Origin of the sequence: Nocardiopsis sp. EMB25, assembly GCF_026797795.1 — a bacterium.
GTDB classification, from domain to species: domain Bacteria; phylum Actinomycetota; class Actinomycetes; order Streptosporangiales; family Streptosporangiaceae; genus Nocardiopsis; species Nocardiopsis lucentensis.
In genome coordinates, this window is sequence record NZ_JAMTDN010000001.1 from 296,151 (window position 1) to 317,856 (window position 21,706).

Sequence of the window (21,706 nt, forward strand, 5' to 3'; positions counted from 1 at the left end):
GGACAATCCCCGCCCACCTGCGTGAACGGCGGAACCGGGTCGGGGCGTAGGGCCTGAGCTGGGCGGTTCTCCCGGGGTGCGGCGCTGACCGCTTCCGGTCACACGGGGGTCCGCGGCACGGGTCGCCCCGCCCCGACGCATGGGTGACGGGCCGGTCGCCCACGGCGGCGGGTACCGCCTGGACGTGCCGTCTGGGGAGGTCGACGCCCACGCCTTCGAGCGACTCGTCGCCGAGGGCTCCCGGCTGCTCCGGGAGCACCCCCCCTGCCGGGCGGCGGAGGTCCTGGACGAGGCCCTGTCACGTACCGGGGACTCCGCCGGGCTTCACCCCCGAACCGCGCACCCTGTGTGCCGCCCACCCCGTCCGGGAGCGCCGCCACGGCCCGCTCAGCGGATCCCGCACGAGACCGGTCTGAGCGGTGCGTCCTGACCGCCTACGAGGACCTGCGCCGGGCCCTGGCCGGGCCGCCGCGCGCCCTCATCACCCGCCCCGACCTGGTGTTGGCCGACGATCCCACCGGCGCCCTGGACTCCCGCACCGGCGCGCGGGAGCTGTCTCCGTCGCGGGACACGGCCGTCGCGCTGGGCCAGACGGTCCTCGTGGTCACCCACGATCCCGTGGTCGCGTCCTACGCCCATCGCCGCCTCCGAACACCTCCCCGAGAGCGTCCGACTGCCCGTCGCCCTGGTCGGCGCGTTGGGCGCCCTCGATGAGGTGGAGCCGGCGGTCGGCGACCACCGGCCGCCCCTCGCGGACGGCTCCCCGACCCTGTCCGTGTTCGGCCGCGGCTGAGACTCCGTCCCACTGGGCCCGTCCGAGCCGGTGGCGGGCCGAGCGCCGCGGTGAAGACCTTGGGGACCGAACCGTGCGTGAAGCGGGAACGGGTGGTGACCGGGCGGTTCGCCTTGTTTATCGCTTCTGATGATCCGTCTTGGGCCGCGGTGGGTGTTTCCGGGACTGGCTCACCGTTCTGCGGGTGTGCCTCGCGTTGCGCTGTCGTTGTGTTGGGGGCCCTTTGGGTGGCGGATCGAATGAAAGATCGGAGAAATCGATAAAGTTACTTCGTCTGGCCTGTGCGTCTGATGCCGACCGCGTGGGTTGCTCTCGGAAATGTTTCGATGGGATGGTGCGATGAATCGTTCCTTCGGTTGGCCGAACTTGTCCGGAGAAAACAAGAAAACCGCCCGGTGCCGCCGGGCGGTTGGTGTATGCGATTCGAAGGAGGCGAAGGGTTGTTCTTTTCTTTCTTCTTGGTGCCGGGCTACCTGCGGTGACGCAGATGGTGCATGACCAGGAGGACGATGAACAGGACGGTCAGAAGCCCGAACCCGACGCTGATCATCGGGTGGAAACCGCCGAGGGAGGTGACCGCGTTGGCCGTGGCGCCGAGGATGATCAGTAGCCACAGCACGGCCCGCACCGCGCGTCGGCCCCGCCTGGCGGGAGCGCCGTCACGGCGCCGTCCAGCATTGCCCGGGCTCTCTGCGAAACGGTAGGGGTCACTCATCTGGTATCTCCTGGGGATCCGGAGTCAGCGGTCGGGACGGGTCCGTACGGCCGAGTGATCCTCGCCGTGGACGGGTACGACACTAGAATCCCGACCCCCCGCGGGACGATCCCGCACGCTGAACAGTCGGGGTATAGCAGGCTGTACTCCTTCGGGCCGCCCATCCGGCGGGCGCTTCGCGCCGGTAGGGTTGCGTCGGTTCGGCTTCGGCCAGGAAGTGAGCATGCCCCCCGCAGACAACGACACCAGGCCGTTCCGGGAACTGGTGGTGACCGGGCTCAACAACGTGTTCCTGAGCCTGGAGCGCCTCGCCGGTGGACTGATCACCGCCCTGATGGCACTGTTCGCCCTCGCGGTCCTCGGCGTCGTCCTCCTCACGAGCCCGCTCGGCGTCGGCCTGCTGTTGCTGCCCTCGGCCCTGCGGCTGCTACGCACGGTGGCCAACCGGGAACGGCACCGCCTCACCCGCTGGGGGCCGCCGGTGCCGTCACCCGCGTCGGCCGACGCCCCGACCACCCCCGTCGACGCGTTCCGGGCCCTCGTCCACGACGTCCAGGTCCGGCGTGACCTGGTCTGGCTGTCCTGCCACTCCACGCTGGGACTCCTGACAGGCCTTCTCGGGGTCCTGCTTCCGGTGGTCGCGGTCCGGGACGGCACCTTCCCCCTGTGGTGGTGGCTGCTGCCCCCGGACGCGGCCGGGGCATCCATCGGCGTCCCCGCCCACGACTGGTACGCGGCCCTGGCCGTCGGCATGCTGGGGGTGGGCTGGGGGGCGATCACCTTCGGGATCGAGCCGATCCTGGCCTGGCTCCAGTCGTGGCCCGGCCGCCGACTGCTGCGGCCGCACTCACGGGTGGTCCTCCACGAACGCATCACCGAACTCACGGCCACCAGGGCCGCCGCCCTGCAGTCGCACACCACCGAACTCCGCCGGATCGAGCGATCCCTGCACGACGGAGCGCAGAGCCGCCTGGTCGCCGTCATCATCCAGCTGGGGGCCGCACGGCGGGCGCTGAGGACCGCCCCGGAGCGAGCGGAGGCGGCGATGGAGCGAGCCCAGGCCGCGGCCGAGGACGCTCTCGCCGAACTGCGCGGTCTGGTACGCGGCATCCTCCCACCGGCCCTGGAGAGCCATGATCTGGAAGGGGCGCTCAGCGCGCTGGCCACGGGCTGCTCGGTTCCCTGCACGGTCGAGGTCGACGGTCTGGGGCCCCTGGCCTCGTCCATCGAGGCGACGGCCTACTTCGCCGTCGCCGAAGCGGTCACCAACGTCACTCGGCACAGCGGGGCCGGACACGCCCGCGTCCGGGTCAGCGAAGAGGAGGACGTCCTGCGTATCCACATCCACGACGACGGGCGGGGAGGCGCGGACGAGCGCGCCGGGACCGGCCTGGTCGGAATCCGGCGCCGGGTGGAGGCACACGACGGCGTGCTCACCGTGGACAGCCCCGGAGGCGGGCCGACCGACATCTGGGTGGAGCTGCCGTGCGGATCGTGATCGCCGAGGACGACGCCCTGCTCCGGGAGGGGATGGCCGCCCTGCTGCGGGACGAGGGCTTCCATATCTGCGCGGCCGTCGGCGAGGCCGACACGCTGCTCGACGCCGTGGTCGAGCACGAACCCGACATCGCCATCATCGACGTGCGGATGCCCCCGACCTACACCGACGAGGGCGTCCAGGCGGCGGTACGCGCCCGCGACATCCGCGCGGGTCTGCCGGTCCTGGTGCTGTCGGCCTATGTCGAGCAGTCCTTCGCGACGGAGCTGATGGAGAGCGGGACCTCGGGTATCGGCTACCTGCTCAAGGAGCGTGTCGGCCGGGTCGACCAGTTCCTGGACACCCTGCGCAGGGTGGCGGGCGGGCAGATCGCCATCGATCCGGAGGTGGTCGCCCAGTTGTTCGCCCGCAAGCACGCCGACGACGTCCTGGCACGGCTCAGCCCCCGTGAGCGCGACGTGCTCGCCCTCATGGCCGAAGGCCTGGGCAACGGGGCGATCGCCGAGCGGATGACCGTCACTGAGGGAGCCGTGCACAAGCACATCCGCAACATCTTCGGGAAGCTCGGCCTGGCCCCGGACGACCGTTCGGACCGGCGCGTCGCCGCGGTGCTCCGCTACCTGAACGCCGTCGGCCGCTGACGACGCGCGGACGATCGTCGACGCGGCGACGGGGCCGATGGCCGGGGTCGGGGCGCCGATCTCGCCGTCGGCCAGACCGAGGCGCGGGCCGACGCCTCGCGGCCGGTCCCGCTACGTCCCTCACAGATAGTCCTCCAACAGCGCGGGGCTCAGGCCGACCCGGTCGGCCTGAGCGGCGAACTCCGCGACGTCCTCGGCGAAGTCCTCCCCGAAGTGCATCAGCACGATGTCGCCCGGGCGGAGCCGGTCCCCGGCCGCGAACTCCATTCGGCCCTCGCGGACCTCCGCACTCCAGTGCACGACCTCGTCGATGCCGCACTCCTGTGCCGCGCGCAGGGTGTGGTCGTCGAAACTGCCGTAGGGCGGCCGCAGCAGGGCGGGTCTGTGGCCGAACTCCCGCTCGTAGGAGTCGGAGGTGGCGCAGATCTGCCGGCGCTGCTCGTCGGGGGGTTCGTCGGCGAGGTCGGGGTGGTCGAGTGTGTGGTTCTGAATGGTCGAACCGGTGCGTTCGCTGAGCCGCCGGAAGAAATCGGGGTCCTGGCGGACGTAGCCGTCGGTCAGGAACAGGGTGGCGCTGATTCCCGAGTCGACGAGCACGTCGACCATCTCCGGCGAGCGCGCGGCACCGTCGTCGATGGTGAGGAAGACGACGGGGTCCGTCGTGCGCACGCTGTACACGACACCGGTGTCCGGCCCCTCCTCCGCCCCGGCGGCCCGGTGCGACGAGCGGAGTTCGGCGCCGACGACGCCGCAGGCCGCCGCCAGGAACGTCACGCAGGCCACACTGACCGCCAGGGCCCGGGAAGGATGCGATGGGATGTCCATGGGCCGACGCTAGGAAGCGGGTTTCTCGAACCCCCCGAGAGCGTGTTGCGCTGTCCCGTCGGAGAGCCGTAGATCGTGTAACGGCACGGCGAGCGGTACTGGCATCGACGGCGTGAAGATCATCTCGGGCGCGGTCCCGGCCGCGGTGGTGTGCGCGCTCGCCGTGACCGCGTGCGGGCCGGTCGACACCGGGGTGCGGATCGAACAGGTGCCCGCCTCGGACGGCGCCCCCCTTCCCTCCACGCCCTCCCCTGGAGAGGGCACCCGTGGGGGCGAGGCCGTCAGCGTCGACCCGGTCCAGGTGCTGCGCGACGACCCCGGGGTCGACCAGGGCGTCAAGGACGTCCTCGCCTGGCCGTGCCAGGGGGAGGGCGACGAGGCGTGGTCGCGGGGGTGGTACCCCGTCTACACCGAGTACCTCCGCATCCCCGACACCGACGTCTGGGCGGTGATCGTCAACGTGCAGGACTGTTCGGCCCCTCCGGCCTGCAACCCCTACATCGCCTCCTACGTCTACCGGCTCTGGACCGACCGGAGCGAGCGGGTCTTCTCGTCGGAGTCGGCGGGAAGCCGGGTCGACGTCGACGGGGACGCGGGCCTGTTCGTGGACCGCGGCCTGTGGGGGCCGATGACTCTGCCTGCCCGCAGGGAACCGAGCGCACGATGCTCGAATGGGCCGGGGAGCGGCTCGTCGAAGCCGGGGAGTGAGGGACACGCCGTGGAGGCTCCGCACGTACTGTTCGTCGAGGATGACGACGTCATCAGGGAGGCCACCCAGCTCAGCCTGGAACGCGACGGGTTCCGTGTGGCGGTCGCGTCCGACGGCAGGACCGGTCTGGAGGTCTTCCACGCCCGGCGCCCCGACGTCGCCCTGCTCGACGTGATGCTGCCCGGGATGAACGGCGTGAGCCTGTGCCGTCGCATCCGCGAGGTCAGCCTCGTCCCCGTGATCATGCTCTCCGCCCGCGACGACCCCGTCGACATCGTGGTGGGGCTGGAGGCGGGCGCCGACGACTACGTCACCAAGCCGTTCGACGGCGCCGTGCTCACCGCACGGATTCGGGCGGTGTTGCGCCGCACCGAACGCCCGGCCACCGCGGACCAGGACCGTCGGGGTCCGTTGCGGTTCGGCGGCCTGGAGATCGACACGGAGGCCGTACGGGTCCTGTCCGCGGGCCGACCGGTCGCGCTGACCCCGACCGAGATGCGCCTGCTGCTGCGGTTCGCGCGGTCGCCCGGGACCGTGCTCAGCCGGGACGTGTTGTTGGAGAGCGTGTGGGACTACGCGTGGGGCGGGGACACCCGTGTCGTCGACGTCCACGTGCAGCGCCTGCGCACCAAGATCGGTGGCGGGTACGTCGAGACGGTGCGCGGTTTCGGCTACAAGTTCACCGGGCAGCCCTGATGAGCCTGCGGTGGCAGATCACCATCACGATCACGCTGGTCAGCGTGCTCGTCACGCTCGCCCTGGGGTTGACGGTGCACTTCGCCTACGCCTACCAGCAGGCCGATGAGGCCCGGCGGCTCCAGACCGACCGGCTCGAACTGGCGGTCCAGGAGTACCGGCGCAACGGTCGCCCGACCCTGGGCAGCAGCCTGGACGATCCCGACCTGCCCGCGGGTCTGCGCGTCGGCGTCCAGAACGGCGCGACGGCCACCTACGTGGGCCCCGACGACGACGGCGGGGCGGTCTGGGCCGCGACCGCCGTCGGTGAGGATCGGATCCTGTCCCTGCGCTCCACCTACCGCCCGCGCTTGGACGATCTGGCGCGGTTGGACCGCGTCCTGGTGACAGGCGGCCTGACCGTCATCGCGCTCGGCGCGGGAGCCGGTGTCGTCATCGGCGCACGGCTCTCGGCCCGGCTGCGGCGGGCCGCGATCGCGGCCCGCCGGGTCGCCGACGGAGAACGCGGCACACGCGTGGAGGACGCCGTCGGCGGACGTCTGCGGGACGAGGCCGCCGATCTGGCGCGGGCCGTCGACGCCATGGCCGATGCGCTCCAGAGCCGTCTGGACGCCGAACGTCGGGTGACCGCGGACATCGCCCACGAGTTGCGGACCCCGATCACCGGCCTGTCCACCGCCGCCGACCTTCTGCCGCCGGGACGCCCCTCGGAACTGGTGCGGGACCGGGCGCGCGCTCTGCGCACGTTGGTGGAAAACGTCCTGGAGGTCGCGCGTTTGGACACCGCCACCCAGTGCCCGGACCCGGCCGAGGTGGCGTTGGGCGAGTTCACCGTGCGCCGGGCCACAGGCGTGGACCCGAACGTTCGTGTCCTCGTGCGCGACGACGCCGTCGTACGCACTGATCCGCTGCGTCTGGAGCGTGTCCTGGCCAACCTGGTCGCCAACGCCTGCGCGCATGGTGCCCTGCCGGTGGAGGTGGAGGTCGACGGCCCCCGGATCACGATTCGCGACCACGGGCCAGGCTTCTCCGAGGAGTTGTTGCGCGACGGGCCCAGTCGCTTCCGCAAGGGGGGTGACGCCACGGGTGGGCACGGACTGGGGCTGACCATCGCCTTCGGCCAGGCCCGTGTGATCGGGGCCACGATCACCCTGGTCAACCTCCGGTCGGGTGGAGCACAGGTGATCGTGGACCTGGGGTCCGATGTCCAGAGGCCCACCGGCCCGTGACGGCGGGCTCCGCGCGGACCTGTGGGGGCCGGATGTCCCCCACGCGGGGGTGAGTTGACGGGGTGGGTGGGGGACACCCACCAGGAGAATCTTCGCTGCCGTGCACCCGCTGGTGCACCCCCGGCAACGCGAAAGGCCCTGACCTAAGCGCGTTTGTGCTGGTCAGGGCCTTAAGCTCCTGGGGTGAGTGACGGGACTTGAACTGCGGTCGGTGAGTGTCCTGAACTGCGAAAACACGAGAAGTCGCAGGTAGTGGGGGAGGTGGTCCCCTGGTTGTGTTGGGTTGCCCCGCGTTCCGCTGGAAGGTGTGCACCCTCCGGGTGCACATCCTTGGCCGTCCCCGGTGCACCCCCACGGGTGCACCGAGTGAACCCTGTGCCAGGGTCACATCTGTTGGTCCAGCCACTCCTGGCAGCGCTCACGGAACCACAACAGCACCTGCTGCACTCGCTCCCCGCCATCGTCAACGAGGACCTCGAGCGGGAAACTCGGTCGTCGGTTCAGTGAGTCCTCGGGCAGGTCGATTCCAGGGATCGCGTTGAACTTGTGCAGCAACTCCCTCCGCAGAGCCACATCGTCGAACGGAGGGCGGCGCGCCATGTGCTGGAAGACCACCTCAGCGCGTCCCGACGCCGGATAGAGCACGATCGCCCATCGCCAGTCGGCGTTCACGCTCTCGTCCCAGGCGAGGAGGAAACAGCTGGTGTCGGCGCCGCTCCCCCAGAGCAGGTCACCACCGGCGGCGTTCCATTCGTCGATCAGGGCCTGAGCCGCCCGTACGACCACGGGCCGCTGGTTCTCCAGGAGCAGTGAGTGGAACTGTCGTTCCCGTTCGACGAACTCGTCCACCTCGAGTCCGACCAGTTCAGCCAGTGCGGCGGCTGGCACGAACCCCTCATGCCCTGATCCCGCCTCCTCCGCGGCCCTGGTGTCGGGGTAGGCCCGGTCCTCGTGGGCTGTGCCCGGGTTGGCACTCAGATACCGGGCCACGGTCGCCGTCTTGGCCCCGACGAGTACCGCGAGTTCGCGGTGCGTGGTCCAGCGGCCTGACGCCAGCATCGCCAGCGCGTGTTCGAGTTGCTGGGCGAGGTCATCACCGATCTCCTCCGGTGCCTGAGTACCGGAGGAGGCGGGCGCAGGCCACAGAGCACAGGCGTGGTCTGCGAGAAGGGCGGCACGTGCCTCGATCTCCGGCCTTCCCCAACTGGGAGCATCGGCGATCTGGCGGTTCATGCTCAGACCGCTGGACTGGAAGATCTTCTGCTTGCGCTCGAACATGTGGTTGGACAGCTTCGAATTCTGCGCGGTCAGGGTCAGGTTGCCCAGAGTGTGTAGCAGACGTCCGTGCAGTTCGTTCTCGGTCTCGTCCGGGTCGGTCTGCTTGCGCAGGACCTCGTACCATTCCTCGGTCATGCTCTGCGGCATAACGTGTTCGATACTTACCTTGGCCTTGCCGAAGTCCACCGGCTCGGGGGAGTCGAAGGCCTCCTCCAACCTGCGCAGTACGAAGGTGCGCTGTAGGGCCTGACCCGACCAGTAGAAATTGCGGTGTGCCACCGCCTCGCGCAGTGCCTTGTCGGACGGCCAGCGCCGACGCGGATCCGACAGGTACCGGTGCACGGAGTCCGCGACCGAGCCACCCGGCTGGATCTCCTTGGGTGAGGACATGAAGATCCTGTTGAGCCCCTGGGTCGGTACACCGGCGATCATGCGTCGGACCAGGAAACTCTCCACATACCCCAGTGCGCGGATCAGCTCTTCGGTGTCGGTGTGCCCCTGGTCGCGTAGCACCATCAGGTGTAGCGCCAGCGGTCGGTAGATCTTGTTACCCCAGGATTCGAGGCGGGTCAGGACCTCGGCCAGCTCCGGGTCGCTTTCGAAGACGGGGTCGAGTACGCGCTGCAGCAGCTGCCCCAGACGCCACAGGTGTTCGACCTCGCCGCGTAGGGCCCTCTCACCACCGGCGTGGGACACTTTCTCCAGGCGTTCCTTCTGCCCGTGGTAGACCTCGCTCTGTTTCGCCCGCTCGTCCCCACGCAGTACCAGATCCAGCCAGGCCAGGGTCTCCAGTGTCTCCGGACCCAGTTCGTCCTGCATCGGCAACCAGACCTCGTCGTACACCTCCTGTCCGGTGTCGGGCAGGAGCATGAAGACGTAGTTGCGCAACAGGTCGGTCTGGCTGAGTCCCTTACCGGTGTTGTTCAGGGACTCGAAGATCCGGAAGACGTTGTCGCCCGCCTCTGCCTGGATGTCCACCAGGCTGAGCCGGTGGCCGATGATCTCCTCGATCCGGAGGAGATCCTCCTCGGTGTAGTGCCTGACCTGGCGGGCGAAGTAGTTGTAGGCGAACCCGACCCTGTCGTCACCGCCCGCTTCGGGGTGCCCGTTGACGACGGCCGCGAAGGCGGACCGGTCGGCCTGGGTCGGCGCGATCCGGTACTTGTCAGGTCCCTTGTTGTACTTGTTCACCAGGTAGACGTCATCGATCCGGTCCGCGCCGCTGGGGTCACCCTCCTCGAGCACCTCCACCTCACGCAGCCGGTCGCGGATGGCCGCGAGCGCGATGGACAGTGAGGTGAGCCGCTGTTGTCCGTCGATGACCAGCCAACGGGTCAGCGTGCTCGCCGAGGACGACCCGGGCGCGAGCACGACCGAGCCCAGGAAGTGCCCGGCGGACCGGGGCGGGCGCGCCTCCTCGTCGCGGTCGACCTGTTCGGTGAGGTCGCCCCAGAGCCGCTCCAGTTCCTCCCTGCCCCAGGAGTAGGGGCGTTGGTACAGCGGCACCTGGAACTGCTTGGTTCCTTCGACCATGTTTCGGAAGGTGGTTTCGTTGGCCTGCATGTCTCCGCAATCTCGGACGGGCTGTCGGGGGCGGACTCTTACTTCGGTAGGAACGGGCTGGGCTCGCCGGAGTACGACACGTACAGGGTGTCCCGGGCCCGCGTACAGGCGACGAACAGAAGGTTCCGTTCGCGCTGCAGGTCGTGGGCGTGGGCCAAGGGGTCCTCCGAGATGTCCGTGACCCTTGACTCCAGGGGGAGGTAGGCCGCACCCGCACCGACCACCGCCACACAGCGGAACTCCAGCCCCTTCATCGAGTGCATCGTGCCCACCCGAACTCCGGAGTCCTGGGCCAGACCGCAAGTGTCGATGCCCTCGGCCTCCAAAGCAGCTCTGGTTTCTCTGACCAGAGCCTCGGTGCGGGCCGCGACCGCGATGGTCCCGGGCTCGACATCGGAGGTGAGCCACCCGGTGACCACCTGGGTGAGTGCCTCCAGCTCCGCTTGCTCCGTGGGGTGAGCGTGCACGGCTGGAGTCCGGCCGTGCAGGGGCGAGGCGTAGTCGGCCAGGTGAGATCGCACCCCGTCGAACCCCTCCACCGGCGCGGTGCCGAGCACCCGAACGGCCCAGGAGAGAATTTCCTGGGTGCTGCGGTAGCTCACGGTCAGGCGGTGGCTCCGGCCGCGCACGTTGATCCCGACCGCTGCCATGGAAACGCGGTGGTCGTAGATGCGCTGGTGCGGATCGCCCGCGACGAACAGGTCGTCCCGGCCTTCGGGGGCCAAGGCACGCACCAGTCGCCACTTGGCCGGGTGCAGGTCCTGTGACTCGTCCACCACGACATGCCGGTAGGGACGCTCGCCGGTGCGGTTGAGGATGTCGGCGGCCTCCGAGGCGAGCCAGGTGAACGTCCACTGCCCGTTGGCGCGCATCTCCTCGGTGGCGCCCAGGACCGAACGCCACACCCGGCGCTTCTGTTCGGCGCTCATACGGCCGGAGCGTCCCCGGCCGTGCCGTCGGGCCCGTAGGTAGTCGCGTTCGGTACGCAGGTCCTGGGCGAGGATCACGTGTTCCCACTCCTCCAGCAGGAACCGTCCCGACACGTCCGATCCCTCGGCGTGGCGGTCCCAGAGAGCGACGAGTTCACGTGAGTTCGGGAAGTCGGGCCTGCCGTACACCTGACGCGCCACCTGGTGGGCGACCTTGTCCAGGTTGCGCACGTCGACCAGCTTCCGACGGTCCTCGTTGCGCACCAGCAGTTCGAGCTGGGAGCGGAGAGCCGAGTCCAGGGTCGTGGTGAAGGTGGTGAGCAGGATGGGTTGCTCCGGCGTGACCTCTCCGGTGCCCAGGGAGAGCTGGCGCCCGTCGGCGGCGTACCGTTCGGCCATGTGCGCTACCCGGTGCAGCGCGGTCACCGTCTTGCCCGTACCCGCGCCGCCGGTGACCATGACCGGACCCGCGAACTTATCCCTGCACGCGATGCGCTGCTGCCGCGGGTGCAGGAAGGTCCGCCACACGTCGAACGGGTGCTCCAGCAGTTCCCGTAGTTCCTCGGGACCTTCCACGAACACCGCCTGGTCCGGGCTGCGCCGGATCGCCGAGACCAGGTCGTCGGGGTCGACCTCCTGCGCGGTGACCTCCTCGGCGAGCTCACGGCTGAGCAGGTCCCACACCTCCTCAGGGGACATCCCCGAGGCCAGCGCGGTCAGGGCGTCGTGTTGGGCCTTGGGCATCATGATCGCCAGAGCGTCGAGGTAGCTCTCATCGGGGAGCAGTCTGGCGATCCGGACGGTGTCCTCGTCGATACCCAGCTGAGTGAAGTGTTTGTCCGGGACCTCCCGGAAAAGGGTGTCGTCCGAAGCCTCGACCATCGGGGTGAGCGCGGTGCTCATGGTGTCCAGCGCGGTCTCGTCCCGGAACTCCAGGACGCCGAGCGCCTGGTTGACTGAGGGGCGCCGGTTGCGGATGTACCGGTAGGCCTCTTTGTGTGCGAGCACGGTCACCAGGAGGAACACGTCTCCGGAATCGGGTGCGAGGACGACGCCCCGGTAGCCCTGGTTGATGCGGAGCGTCCGCCAGCGGGAGTCCCGGCTGTCGGTGATCTTCTCCAGGTGACCGCCGGCGAAATAGGTGTCGGCGAACTTGTCCAAGGCCTCGTCGACGGCTTTGCGCAGCTTCTTGTCCAGCACCGCGTAGGTGGTGAGGAAGTCCTTGGCGATCGCGAGCTGAGGCACGGGAGCCTTTCCGGGACAGGGGGTGGAGGAGGGGCGTCCAGGGGAGGGACCTGCCATACCAGCATAGGGACGAGAACCTCTGAGAGGTCGGGCTTCCCGGCACCCGGTACCGACCTGTCCGTCCGGTGGCCGATATCGGTCAATGGTGCGGTGTTCCCGGAACGTCGTAAGTACGGGGAACGGCCTGGAGCCGCGCGGTAGTCGCCACCCCTGACACCGGCCCCTGGTATGACGGAGGCACACACGACGAAGGGCGGCGCACGTATGACTCCCCAGGGCGCGGCGGACATCGAGGTCCTCGGTCCCCACTCCGAGGACGCGAACGATGAGAGCGGCACTCCGGCCCCCAGCACCGGGCAGCTGGTGACCGTCCGCAACCGCCAGTGGGTGGTCTCCGAGGTGCGCGCCTCCCACATCGTCTCCAGCGATCCCACCCGGATCACCGGCAAGCCCCAGCACATGGTGTCCCTGGTGAGTATCGGGGACGACGCCTCCACCGACCGGATCGAGGTCCTCTGGGAGCTGGAGGTGGGCACCCGGATCCACGAGGGCAGGGACCTGCCCGCACCCGCGCTCGGCTTCGACGACCCCGTCCGCCTGGACGCCTTCCTGCACGCCGTCCGCTGGGGCGCGATCACCTCGGCCGACAACACCTCCCTGCAGGCGCCCTTCCGCTCGGGGATCGAGATCGAGGACTACCAGCTCGAACCGGTGGTGCGGGCCCTGTCGATGCCCCGGACCAACCTGCTCATCGCCGACGACGTCGGTCTCGGTAAGACCATCGAGGCCGGACTGGTCATGCAGGAACTCCAGCTGCGCCACCGCGCCCGCACCATGCTCATCGTGTGCCCGGCCGGGCTGACCACCCAGTGGCACGACGAGATGCGCGACAAGTTCGGCCTGGACTTCCGAGTGGTCGACGCCGACCTGGTCCGCCGGCTGCGCCGCGAGCGCGGTTTGTACGCCAACCCCTGGACCCACTACCCCCGCCTGATCGTCAGCATCGACTGGCTCAAGCGCGAACGCCCCCGGCGGATGCTCCGCGAGATCCTGCCCGCCAGTCCCCGTTATCCACGCACCGTCGACCTGCTGGTGGTGGACGAGGCGCACAACGTGGCCCCCGCGGGCAGCGGCAAGTACGCGGTCGACTCGTTGCGTACCAAGGCGATCCGGGAGCTGGCACCCCACTGTGAACACCGGCTGTTCCTGTCGGCCACCCCGCACAACGGCTATCCCGAGTCGTTCTCCGCTCTCCTGGAGCTGCTGGACGACCAGCGTTTCGCCCGCGGGGTCGAGCCCTCCGACGAACAGCTCGCCCGGGCCATGGTCCGCCGTCTCAAGCGTGACCTGCCCAAACGCTGGGACGGCGCCGCGCGCTTCCCCGCACGGGTGCTCGGCTACACCGAAGTGGACTACTCCGGCGCCGAACGCGAGGCGCACCGCGCCCTGGTGGAGTACGCCGACAGCCGCCGCGACCGGGTCGGAAAGACCGGCCGGCACACGGTCGACTTCGTCACCACCCTGCTGAAGAAGCGCCTGTTCTCCTCACCGCAGGCCTTCGCCCGTACCGTCACCACCCACCTGGCGACTATGGATGCCAAAGGCGCCGCGGACGAGGCCTCCGGTACTTCTGAGCAGGCCCCGGCCCAGGAAGTCCTGCCGGTCCTGCAGGAACGCCTGTCGGCCACCTCCGAACACGAGGAGGAGTACCAGGAGGCCGAGGCGGAGGTGTTCGGCACGGTGAGTCGTGGCGCCCCCGGGCTCACCGAACACGAACGCGGCCTGCTCGTCGGCCTGCGTTCCTGGGCGGAGAAAGCCCAGGGCCGTTCGGACGCCCGGTTCGCGGCCTTGCGCTCCTGGCTGGATCCGATCCTCTTCCACCCCGGCGTCGACGGAGAGCCGATCGGACCGGGCGGTCCCGGCGGATCGGACGGTCAGGCGGACTGGACCGACGAGCGGGTCATCATCTTCACCGAGTACCGCGACACCCAGCGCTGGCTGCGCGAGCGGCTCATCGCCGCCGGGTACGGCGGCAAGGGCGGGGAGCGACTGGCCCAGTTGTACGGCGGCCAGGACCCGGAGGAGCGTGAGCGGGTCAAGAACGTCTTCACCGACCGCCCCGACCTCGACAAGGTCCGGATCCTCGTGGCCACCGACTCCGCCAGCGAGGGCATCAACCTCCAGCGGTACTGCCACCGGATCCTGCACTGGGAGATCCCCTGGAACCCCAACCGGCTCGAACAGCGCAACGGCCGTGTGGACCGCCACGGTCAGAAGGCGGATCAGGTGGAGGTCACCCACTTCGTCCCCAAGGGGTGGGAGGCCGCCGAACCGGGCTCTTTGGAGGACGAACTCGGGTTCCTGCGCACCGCGGTGGAGAAGGTGGACCGAATCCGCGAGGATCTCGGCAGCGCCGGAGACGTCATCGCCCACCAGGTCGAACAGAAGATGCTCGGCAAGCGGACGGAGTGGGCCGACACCGACAGCACGATCACCTCGCGTGCGGGGGTGGCCCGACTCAGTACTCAGCGGGAGCTCAACCGCCGGGTGGAGGAGCTGGCGGCCACGCTCACCGGGAGCCGTGACCGTCTCGACCTGACCCCCGAAACCCTGGAGCGGGTGGTCCGCACCGGCCTGGACCTGGCCCACCGCAAGGACCTCATCGACGCCGAACCTCCGGAGGACGTCACCGCCAAGTGCTTCCGCCTACCGGAGCTGGCCGGGGCTTGGGCGAGCGCGCGTAACGCCGGTCTGGCGCATCCGGTCACCGGTGTGGAGCGGTTGGTGACCTTCGACCCGGACGCGGTGGTGGGCCGCAACGACCTGGTTCTGCTGCACCTCAAACACCGCCTGGTGGACCTGTGCCTGACCCTGCTCCGTGAGGAGCTGTGGTCCCAGGGGTCCAAGCTGAGCCGGGTCACCGCGCGGGTAGTGGAGTCCGACGTGTTGCGGGTACCCGCGGTCGTCGCCCACGGCCGGGTGGTGATCACCGGTGCGGAGGGCACCCGGCTGCACGAGGAGGTCCTGCTCGCCGGTGGCCGGATCGAGCAGGGCTCGTTCGTGCGGGCCAAGGAGGAGGAGATCGGCCGCTGGATGGAGGTCGCCACCGAACGCCTGGCTCCCGAACCGGTCCTGGAGCGGCTGGCCGACCTGTGGCCCTCCTTGGACAAGGCGGTGGGCGGCGCGCTGCACCAGCGCGCCAATCAGCGGTTCAGGGCGGTCCAGCGGGACCTGGACCGCAAGTGTGAGGAGGAGGTCGCCGCGATCGGCCTGGTGCTGGACGAACTGGCGGAAGGGATCAGGGCGGCTCTGGACGACACCCCGCGCTGGGAGCAGACCAGCCTCTTCGAGCCTCGTGAGAAGGAGCAGCTCCGGCAGGACCGCGAGGCGCTTCGAGCTCGCCTGGACGAGGTTCCCGAACGCAAGGTCCAGGAGCAGGCGGCCCTGCGCCACCGCTACGCCGACCGCAGGGCGCGCTGGTTCCCGGTGGCGGTTACCTTCCTGGTTCCGGCATCGGTGAAGGGGTGATCAGACCGACTCGAAGACTGCGCGATGAGATTTGCGAAGTTTTGAGGTTTTTTGTCAGTCGGAATTGATCAGCGCTGTTCAAAAACTTACGAGCACTGTGCGATGATCGCACACATGATGGATCAGCTGAGTTGGGAGAGCATCGGCGAGCGTGTGCGGGACAGCCGTGCTTCCATGGGGCTCTCCCAACAGGATCTGGCCGACCAAGTGGGCTTGGAACGCAGCATGATCTCCAAGCTGGAGAAGGGTGCCCGTCGCATCGACGCGATGGAGTTGACCGCTATCGCCAGAGTGCTCGGGTATCCAGTCACGCACTTCCTCTCACCCACCCCCGAGGTGGTCTCGCGCCGGGCGACCGTCGCCGAAGCGGAGGAGCTGAGCGACAGCGCTGCCGCGCGTGACACGTACCGAAACGAAGCTGAACTCGCCCAGTGGCTGCGGGACGTACGCCAGCTGATCGACCTGGGCGCGCTGAACCGGGTTCCTCTGGCGCTCTACTCGCGCAGGGTCACGGACCACGACGCCGCCAGGGACGCGGCCCGCTGGCTCAGGACACACCTCGGCCTGGGAGATGTTCCCATCGAGTCGGTGGCCGATGCCTGTGAGCGTGCCGGTCAGTTTCTGGCGGTGGCTCCGTTGTCGTCGGACGGTGCTTCGCTGGTGGACGGCGATGTTGCGGTCGCGGTCGTTCGCCTGGACCAGGAACCCGGCCGACGGCGCAGCACCGCCGCTCACGAACTGGGGCACATGGTGTTGGGCGATGAGTACTCCAACGATCTCGGCGTGCACACTTCACGCGAGGAGCGGGAACGTGTGGTGGAGGTCTTCGCCGCGGAGTTCCTGTTGCCGAGCAAGCAGATGAAGTACGTCCTTGGAATAGAAGACGAAGAGGTCCGACGGCACGCACTGGTCAAGGTGACGGCCGAGTACCGGGTGTCGTGGAGCCTCACCATCGCGCAACTTCGGCACGTCGGTGCGTTGGACAGCGGTGAGCTCCGTCGGCTCCGGGGGCGTGTGCCCACAGAGATCGAGCTCCGGGAGGCGGTGGGGTGGAAACCACAACCTGACCTGGCCTCCATCCGGGTCTCTCCGAGGTATTCGTCCGCTGTGATCACCGCTTTGCGGGAGAACACGATCACGCCCGCCCGCGCGGTGGAGATGATGCGCGGACAGATCGAACTCCGAGACCTCAGCGAGGACTGACGGGTTGACCTCCTTCGACGAGCCCTTCCTGTTCGACGCTTCTCCGCTGCTGCACGCCGCCAAAGCCGATCGCTTGGACGTGCTCGGTGATCTGGTCAGGGACCGTGATTGTCTGACCACCCAGTCGGTTCTGGACGAGGTGAGGCGTAATGATCTCGATGCGCACACTGTGGTGGTGTGCGCCGCCTGGATCCGCACGGTGCCGACGGACTCCCTGGAGTTCCTGCACGCATTCGGGGTCTGGAGCACCCGGATGTCGCTCAAGGACGACCACAACATCGGCGAGACGATGCTGTGCGCCTACGCCGAGTTGCAGGGCGGAACCTTGGTGATGGACGACAGGGACGCCCGTAAGACGGCTGAGCGCTATGGGTTGCCCGTCTGCGGGACCATGCGGTTGGTCGCCGACGCCTGCGCGCGGGGTGACTACACCCTGGCGGGCGCTTCGACCCTGGCGGACACCCTGCGGGAGTCCGGCATGCGGTTGCCCTTCGCCAAGGGAGGCTTCGAGACCTGGGCCAGGGCGAAGAAACTCCTGGGGTAGATAGAACTCCCCACCTGTCATGATCTTGCTACCAGAGGCAAGATCGGCGCCGAACCTGCCTCTGGTAGCAAGATCACGGGGCAGGGGGCGTTCAGGAGGGCTGTGGCCGGACCGTGGGTGGCCGATAACCTTCAAAGCATGCCTGGACCTCGCCGACGTCGCGCGCCCTCGATCCGACCCGCCGAACAGCACACCGAGTGGCTGGGGCTCCTCTCACCCGACGGGCCCTTCCTCTCCGCGGAGGTCCTGCTCGAAGCCTTTCCCGACGGCTTGCCCGCGGTCGACACCGAGGTGCGCCGAACCCTGCGTCAGGGGTGGCACGAGCTTGACCGGGAACGCACCGGTGCCCTGGTTCCCGCATGGATCGAGCTGGTGCTCGGCGAGCTCCTCGACTGGGACGAGGGGCAGCGTGCGCAGCCGACGGCGGAGGGCGCACGGGTAGCCCCCGAGTTCGCGCTCTTCGGTCCCGGGCCGAGCGGGCGCGAGGAACGCCTGTACTTCTACCGGCTGCCCCTGGGCACCGAACCCGCACGGTCCCAGGGCGGCCGTCCCTCTCCGGTGGAGACCGCCGCGGCCCGCTGCCGCGAGTCCGGGGTGCCGCTGGCGCTGGTGACCGACGGCCAGTACTGGGCGCTCGTGCACGCGCTTCCCGGAAAGCCCACTTCGGTGGGGGTCTTCGACGCCGACCTGTGGGGTGAGGAACCCCTGCTGCTCCAGGCGTTCGCGGCGCTGCTGGAGAGCCAGCGGGTACGGCTGCCCGCCCGGGACAGGGGCGGAGAGCTCACCAACGCGGCGGCGGCGCTGTTCGAGCGCACCTTCGACAAGCAGAGCGACCTCACCGAGGACCTGGGCAACCAGGTCCTGCGCGCGGTGGAGCTACTCGTCGCCGAGATCGCCCGGCTGGACCGGGAGTCCAGCGGCCGGTTCCTGGAGCACGTGGGTGAGCGGGAGATCTACAAGGGCGCGCTCACCGTCCTCATGCGGCTGGTGTTCCTGCTGTACGCGGAGGAGCAGCGGCTGCTGCCGACCGACGACCTGTACGCCGACCACTATTCGGTCAGCCGTCTGCACGACCAGCTCACCGCCGATCGGGACCAGCTGGGCGAGGAGGTCGTGGACCGCAGGGCCGCTGCCTGGCCGCGGCTGCTCGCCCTGTTCAACGGGATCCACAAGGGCTCGGAGCACCCGGACCTGCGGTTGCCGCCGTACGGGGGATCGCTCTTCGACCCGCAGACGTATGAGTGGCTGGAGGGCTTCGCCGTCGCCGACCGGGTGGTGTTTGAGATCCTCGACGCTCTGGTCATGCTCAAGCCGAAGACCAGGAAGGGCACCCCGACCCGGATCTCGTACAAGGGTCTGGGGGTGGAGGACATCGGCCATGTGTACGAGGGCCTGTTGGAGTTCTCCGTCCGCAAGACCCAGGGCCCGTACGTGGGGCTCAGGGGAAAGCTGGAGCCGGAGCTGCCGCTGTGGGAGGTGGAGGAAGCCTACTCGGAGGGGGAGGAGGTCTTCCTCGACTGGTTGCAGGACGAGACCAAGGCGACGCGGACCCAGCTCAAGAAGATGCTGGCGGCCAAGCCCGGACCGGAGGAACGTTCGAGGCTGCACTCGGCCTGGGACAGCGACGCGGAGCTGACCGAGCGGACCCTGCCTTTCTGGGGGCTGCTCCGGACCGACCTGCGTGATGATCCGACGGTGTTCCCGGACCGGTCGGTGGTCTTCACGCAGGTGGGGGAGCGCAGGAAGACCGGGACGCACTACACCCCGCGTGAGCTGGCGGAGAAGGTGGTGCGGTACACCCTGGAACCGCTGGTGTACCAGCCGGGGCCGGCTGACGGTGCGCCGGAGTCGGAGTGGCGGGTCAAGCCCGCGGACGAGCTGCTGAAGCTCAAGGTGGTCGATCCCGCGGCGGGGAGTGGGGCGTTCCTGGTGGCGGCGACCCGGTACCTGGGGGAGCGGGTGGTCGAGGCCTGGCAGCGGGACGGGCTTCCGGAGGAGCTGCGCCGGGGTGGCGGGGAGGCCAGTGGGGGAGACAGCGAGGAGCGGGGTGAGGGCTCCGTCGAGCTCGAAGACGTGAGGCTGTACGCCAAGCGCCGGGTGGCGGCCTCATGTATCTACGGGGTGGACCGCGACGACATGGCGGTGGAGCTGGCGAAGCTGTCGATGTGGCTGGAGACCCTGGCCAGGGACAAGCCGTTCAGCTTCCTGGACCACGCGCTGAAGAGCGGGGACTCACTGGTCGGGTTGGTCAACGAGGAACAGGTGCGCGCTTTCCACACGGATCCGGAGGAAGGGCGGGCGATCAACGCTCGGCTCTCGGGTGACGTGGGTGAATACATCGACCGGGTGCTGGGCGAGGTCACCGAGCTGCGGCGGGAGATTGAGTCGCTGCCCCCGGTGAACGACCCGGAGGAAGTACGGCAGAAGGAAAAGCTGAACGCGGAGGCCGACGCGCGACTCACGCAGTTGCGGTTGGCGTGCGACGGTGTGGTCGCGGCGGCGTTGGCGGCCGAGCGGTACGCAGAACTCGACCTGGAGGATTACGAGAAGAAGCTCCAGGACGCGGAGGACAAGAAGTACAACTGGCAGGACGCGTACAACCGGCTGCTGACTTTCTTGTCGGATGAGTTCCTGGAGCTGCTGGACGAGGGTGCGTACGACTTCTACAAGGAAGAGGCGACCAAGTCCAAGATCCGTGACTGGTTGCGGGGGGACAGGGACCAGCCGATCAAGCCGATGCACTGGGCCATCGAGTTCCCCGAGGTGATGGGGAACGGTGGGTTCGATGCGGTGGTGGGGAATCCGCCGTTTATTGGCGGGCAGAGGCTGACCGGAAACATCGGGCGGGACGTTCGCGAATACCTGGTGGTGGACATCGCCAAGGGGAAGCGGGGGAGTGCCGACCTGTGCTCGTACTTCCTGTTGCGGAACCTGGATCTGGCCCCGAACGGACGGACCGGGATCATCGCCACCAACACCATCGCGCAGGGTGATACCCGTGAGGTCGGACTCGACCAGGTGGTGGAGCGGGAGGGCTGGCAGGTCTACCGGGCGGTGAAGAGCCAGAAGTGGCCGGGTAGTGCCAACGTTCACGTGTCGCTGGTATGGGCAGGTCACAGCGGAGAACGAGAGCAAGTAGTCTTGAGTGACGCATCGGTTCCGGGGATCACACCTTCACTCGACCCGCAGTCCCGGGTGACAGGCAACCCGTGGCGTTTGGTTGCCAATTCGGAGGCGTCGTTCATTGGTTCGTACGTGCTGGGTGAGGGTTTTGTTCTGGAGCCAGATCAGGCCAGAGAGCTGATCCAGAAAAACCCGAAGAACCGCGAAGTTATCTTCCCGTACCTGATCGGAAAGGATCTCAACTCGCGGCCCGACTGTTCCCCGAGTCGGTGGGTGATCAATTTCGGTTCGATGTCCGAGGAAGAGGCCAGGGAGTACCCAGAGCCGTTCGAGATCATTGAGCGGGATGTCAAGCCGGTTCGTGCTAAGAACAAGCGGTCTGCGAGGCGTGATTATTGGTGGCGGTTCGCAGAGCGCGCGCCGGAGCTATATGATTCGATTAGTGATCTGGGACGTGTTCTGGTGATTACTTTGGTGAGTCGTACGGTCATGCCTGTCCTGATTTCAACAGGAAATGTCTTTGCGCATAAGCTTGCTGTTTTTTCGAAATCTAAAGTAAGCGACTTGTCGATCTTGTCCAGTGCTTTTCACTACCACTGGGCGTGGGCTCGCTCATCGACAATGAAGGCTGACCTGAACTATTCTCCTTCGGATGTATATGAGACTTTCCCGATGCCGCATGCGACGGAGCGCATGGCCGCTTTGGGTGGGACGCTTGACCGGGAACGTGGCGAGATCATGCTGCGGCGGAACTTTGGACTCACCAAGCTCTACAACCTCGTACATGACGAGGGCAAGCAGGGTGATGTGGACATTGACCGGCTCCGTGAGATCCATGTTGAGATCGATGAGGCGGTCAAAGAGGCCTACAAGGAGGCCTGCGGTTGGAGCGATCTCGACCTGCAGCATGGTCACCATGAGACCGATCAGGGCGTGCGTTGGACGGTGAGTCCCGCCGCTCGCGTAGAGATCCTGGATCGACTGCTCCAACTGAACTTCGATCGGCACGAGGAAGAGAAGCGCAAGGGGATCTGGCCGCCGAAGAAGAAGTCCCGCAAGACGGCCAAGACGAAGAATGCCGCTGTGCCAGTGATTCAGGACGGTCTGTTCCCGCCCGAGGGCACTATCTTCTGAATCACCGAAGCCTGGCACGGGCATCGCTCCCGGGCCAGGCTTCGAGGGGTGGG

The 21,706-nt window shown here is 68.3% G+C and carries 13 protein-coding genes; 9 read left to right on the forward strand and 4 right to left on the reverse strand.

The window, feature by feature from the left end:
* Positions 1-348: 348 nt before the first annotated feature.
* On the forward strand, positions 349-714 hold the full coding sequence (locus KIK06_RS01290; RefSeq protein ID WP_268641566.1) for a hypothetical protein: 366 nt from the start codon (positions 349-351) through the stop codon (positions 712-714).
* Between the two features lie 548 nt (positions 715-1,262).
* Here KIK06_RS01290 and KIK06_RS01295 read toward each other — a convergent pair.
* Positions 1,263-1,508: a hypothetical protein gene (locus KIK06_RS01295; protein WP_268641567.1), complete on the reverse strand. Its 246-nt coding sequence runs from the start codon at positions 1,506-1,508 to the stop codon at positions 1,263-1,265.
* A 223-nt stretch (positions 1,509-1,731) separates the two neighbouring features.
* On the opposite strand from KIK06_RS01295, the gene KIK06_RS01300 reads away from it, so the two are divergent.
* Together KIK06_RS01300 and KIK06_RS01305 are read left to right on the forward strand one after the other, a co-directional pair.
* On the forward strand, positions 1,732-3,006 hold the full coding sequence (locus KIK06_RS01300) for a sensor histidine kinase (RefSeq protein ID WP_017598820.1): 1,275 nt from the start codon (positions 1,732-1,734) through the stop codon (positions 3,004-3,006).
* On the forward strand, positions 2,994-3,647 hold the full coding sequence (locus tag KIK06_RS01305) for a response regulator transcription factor (protein ID WP_017598819.1): 654 nt from the start codon (positions 2,994-2,996) through the stop codon (positions 3,645-3,647). Before KIK06_RS01300 ends, KIK06_RS01305 begins: the two co-directional genes overlap by 13 nt.
* Before the next feature lie 120 nt (positions 3,648-3,767).
* Here the strand turns inward: KIK06_RS01305 and KIK06_RS01310 are convergent, their stop codons facing one another.
* Positions 3,768-4,472 carry a polysaccharide deacetylase family protein gene (locus KIK06_RS01310; protein WP_017598818.1) on the reverse strand — a complete coding sequence of 235 codons (705 nt, stop codon included), beginning with the start codon at positions 4,470-4,472 and terminating at the stop codon, positions 3,768-3,770.
* Positions 4,473-5,190: 718 nt separating this feature from the next.
* Here KIK06_RS01310 and cseB point away from each other — a divergent pair.
* Both cseB and KIK06_RS01320 read left to right on the forward strand, forming a co-directional pair.
* Positions 5,191-5,877, forward strand: coding sequence for a two-component system response regulator CseB (gene cseB / locus KIK06_RS29310; protein ID WP_017598816.1), 687 nt, complete (start codon positions 5,191-5,193; stop codon positions 5,875-5,877).
* The gene (locus KIK06_RS01320) at positions 5,877-7,106 is read left to right on the forward strand and encodes a sensor histidine kinase (RefSeq protein ID WP_268641568.1); all 1,230 of its coding nucleotides are present in this window, start codon (positions 5,877-5,879) and stop codon (positions 7,104-7,106) included. Before cseB ends, KIK06_RS01320 begins: the two co-directional genes overlap by 1 nt.
* Before the next feature lie 384 nt (positions 7,107-7,490).
* On the opposite strand, the gene KIK06_RS01325 is transcribed toward KIK06_RS01320, so the two are convergent.
* Entirely contained in the window at positions 7,491-9,917 is a 2,427-nt protein-coding gene (locus KIK06_RS01325; RefSeq protein ID WP_268641569.1) for a DUF262 domain-containing protein, read from the reverse strand.
* A gap of 68 nt (positions 9,918-9,985) precedes the next feature.
* Positions 9,986-12,121, reverse strand: a complete 2,136-nt coding sequence (locus tag KIK06_RS01330) for a UvrD-helicase domain-containing protein (protein ID WP_268641570.1) — start codon at positions 12,119-12,121, stop codon at positions 9,986-9,988.
* Between the two features lie 228 nt (positions 12,122-12,349).
* Here KIK06_RS01330 and drmD point away from each other — a divergent pair, with 228 nt between their 5' ends.
* The 4 genes from drmD to KIK06_RS01350 all read left to right on the forward strand — a co-directional run bounded on the left by drmD (position 12,350) and on the right by KIK06_RS01350 (position 21,653).
* The gene (drmD, locus tag KIK06_RS01335) at positions 12,350-15,649 is read left to right on the forward strand and encodes a DISARM system SNF2-like helicase DrmD (protein WP_268641572.1); all 3,300 of its coding nucleotides are present in this window, start codon (positions 12,350-12,352) and stop codon (positions 15,647-15,649) included.
* 102 nt (positions 15,650-15,751) lie between these two features.
* Entirely contained in the window at positions 15,752-16,852 is a 1,101-nt protein-coding gene (locus tag KIK06_RS01340) for a helix-turn-helix domain-containing protein (protein WP_268641573.1), read from the forward strand.
* Between the two features lie 4 nt (positions 16,853-16,856).
* A complete protein-coding gene (locus KIK06_RS01345; RefSeq protein WP_268641574.1) occupies positions 16,857-17,396 on the forward strand; it encodes a hypothetical protein in 540 nt (179 codons plus the stop codon).
* Between the two features lie 138 nt (positions 17,397-17,534).
* The gene (locus tag KIK06_RS01350; RefSeq protein WP_268641575.1) at positions 17,535-21,653 is read left to right on the forward strand and encodes an Eco57I restriction-modification methylase domain-containing protein; all 4,119 of its coding nucleotides are present in this window, start codon (positions 17,535-17,537) and stop codon (positions 21,651-21,653) included.
* The last annotated feature ends 53 nt before the right edge of the window (positions 21,654-21,706 follow it).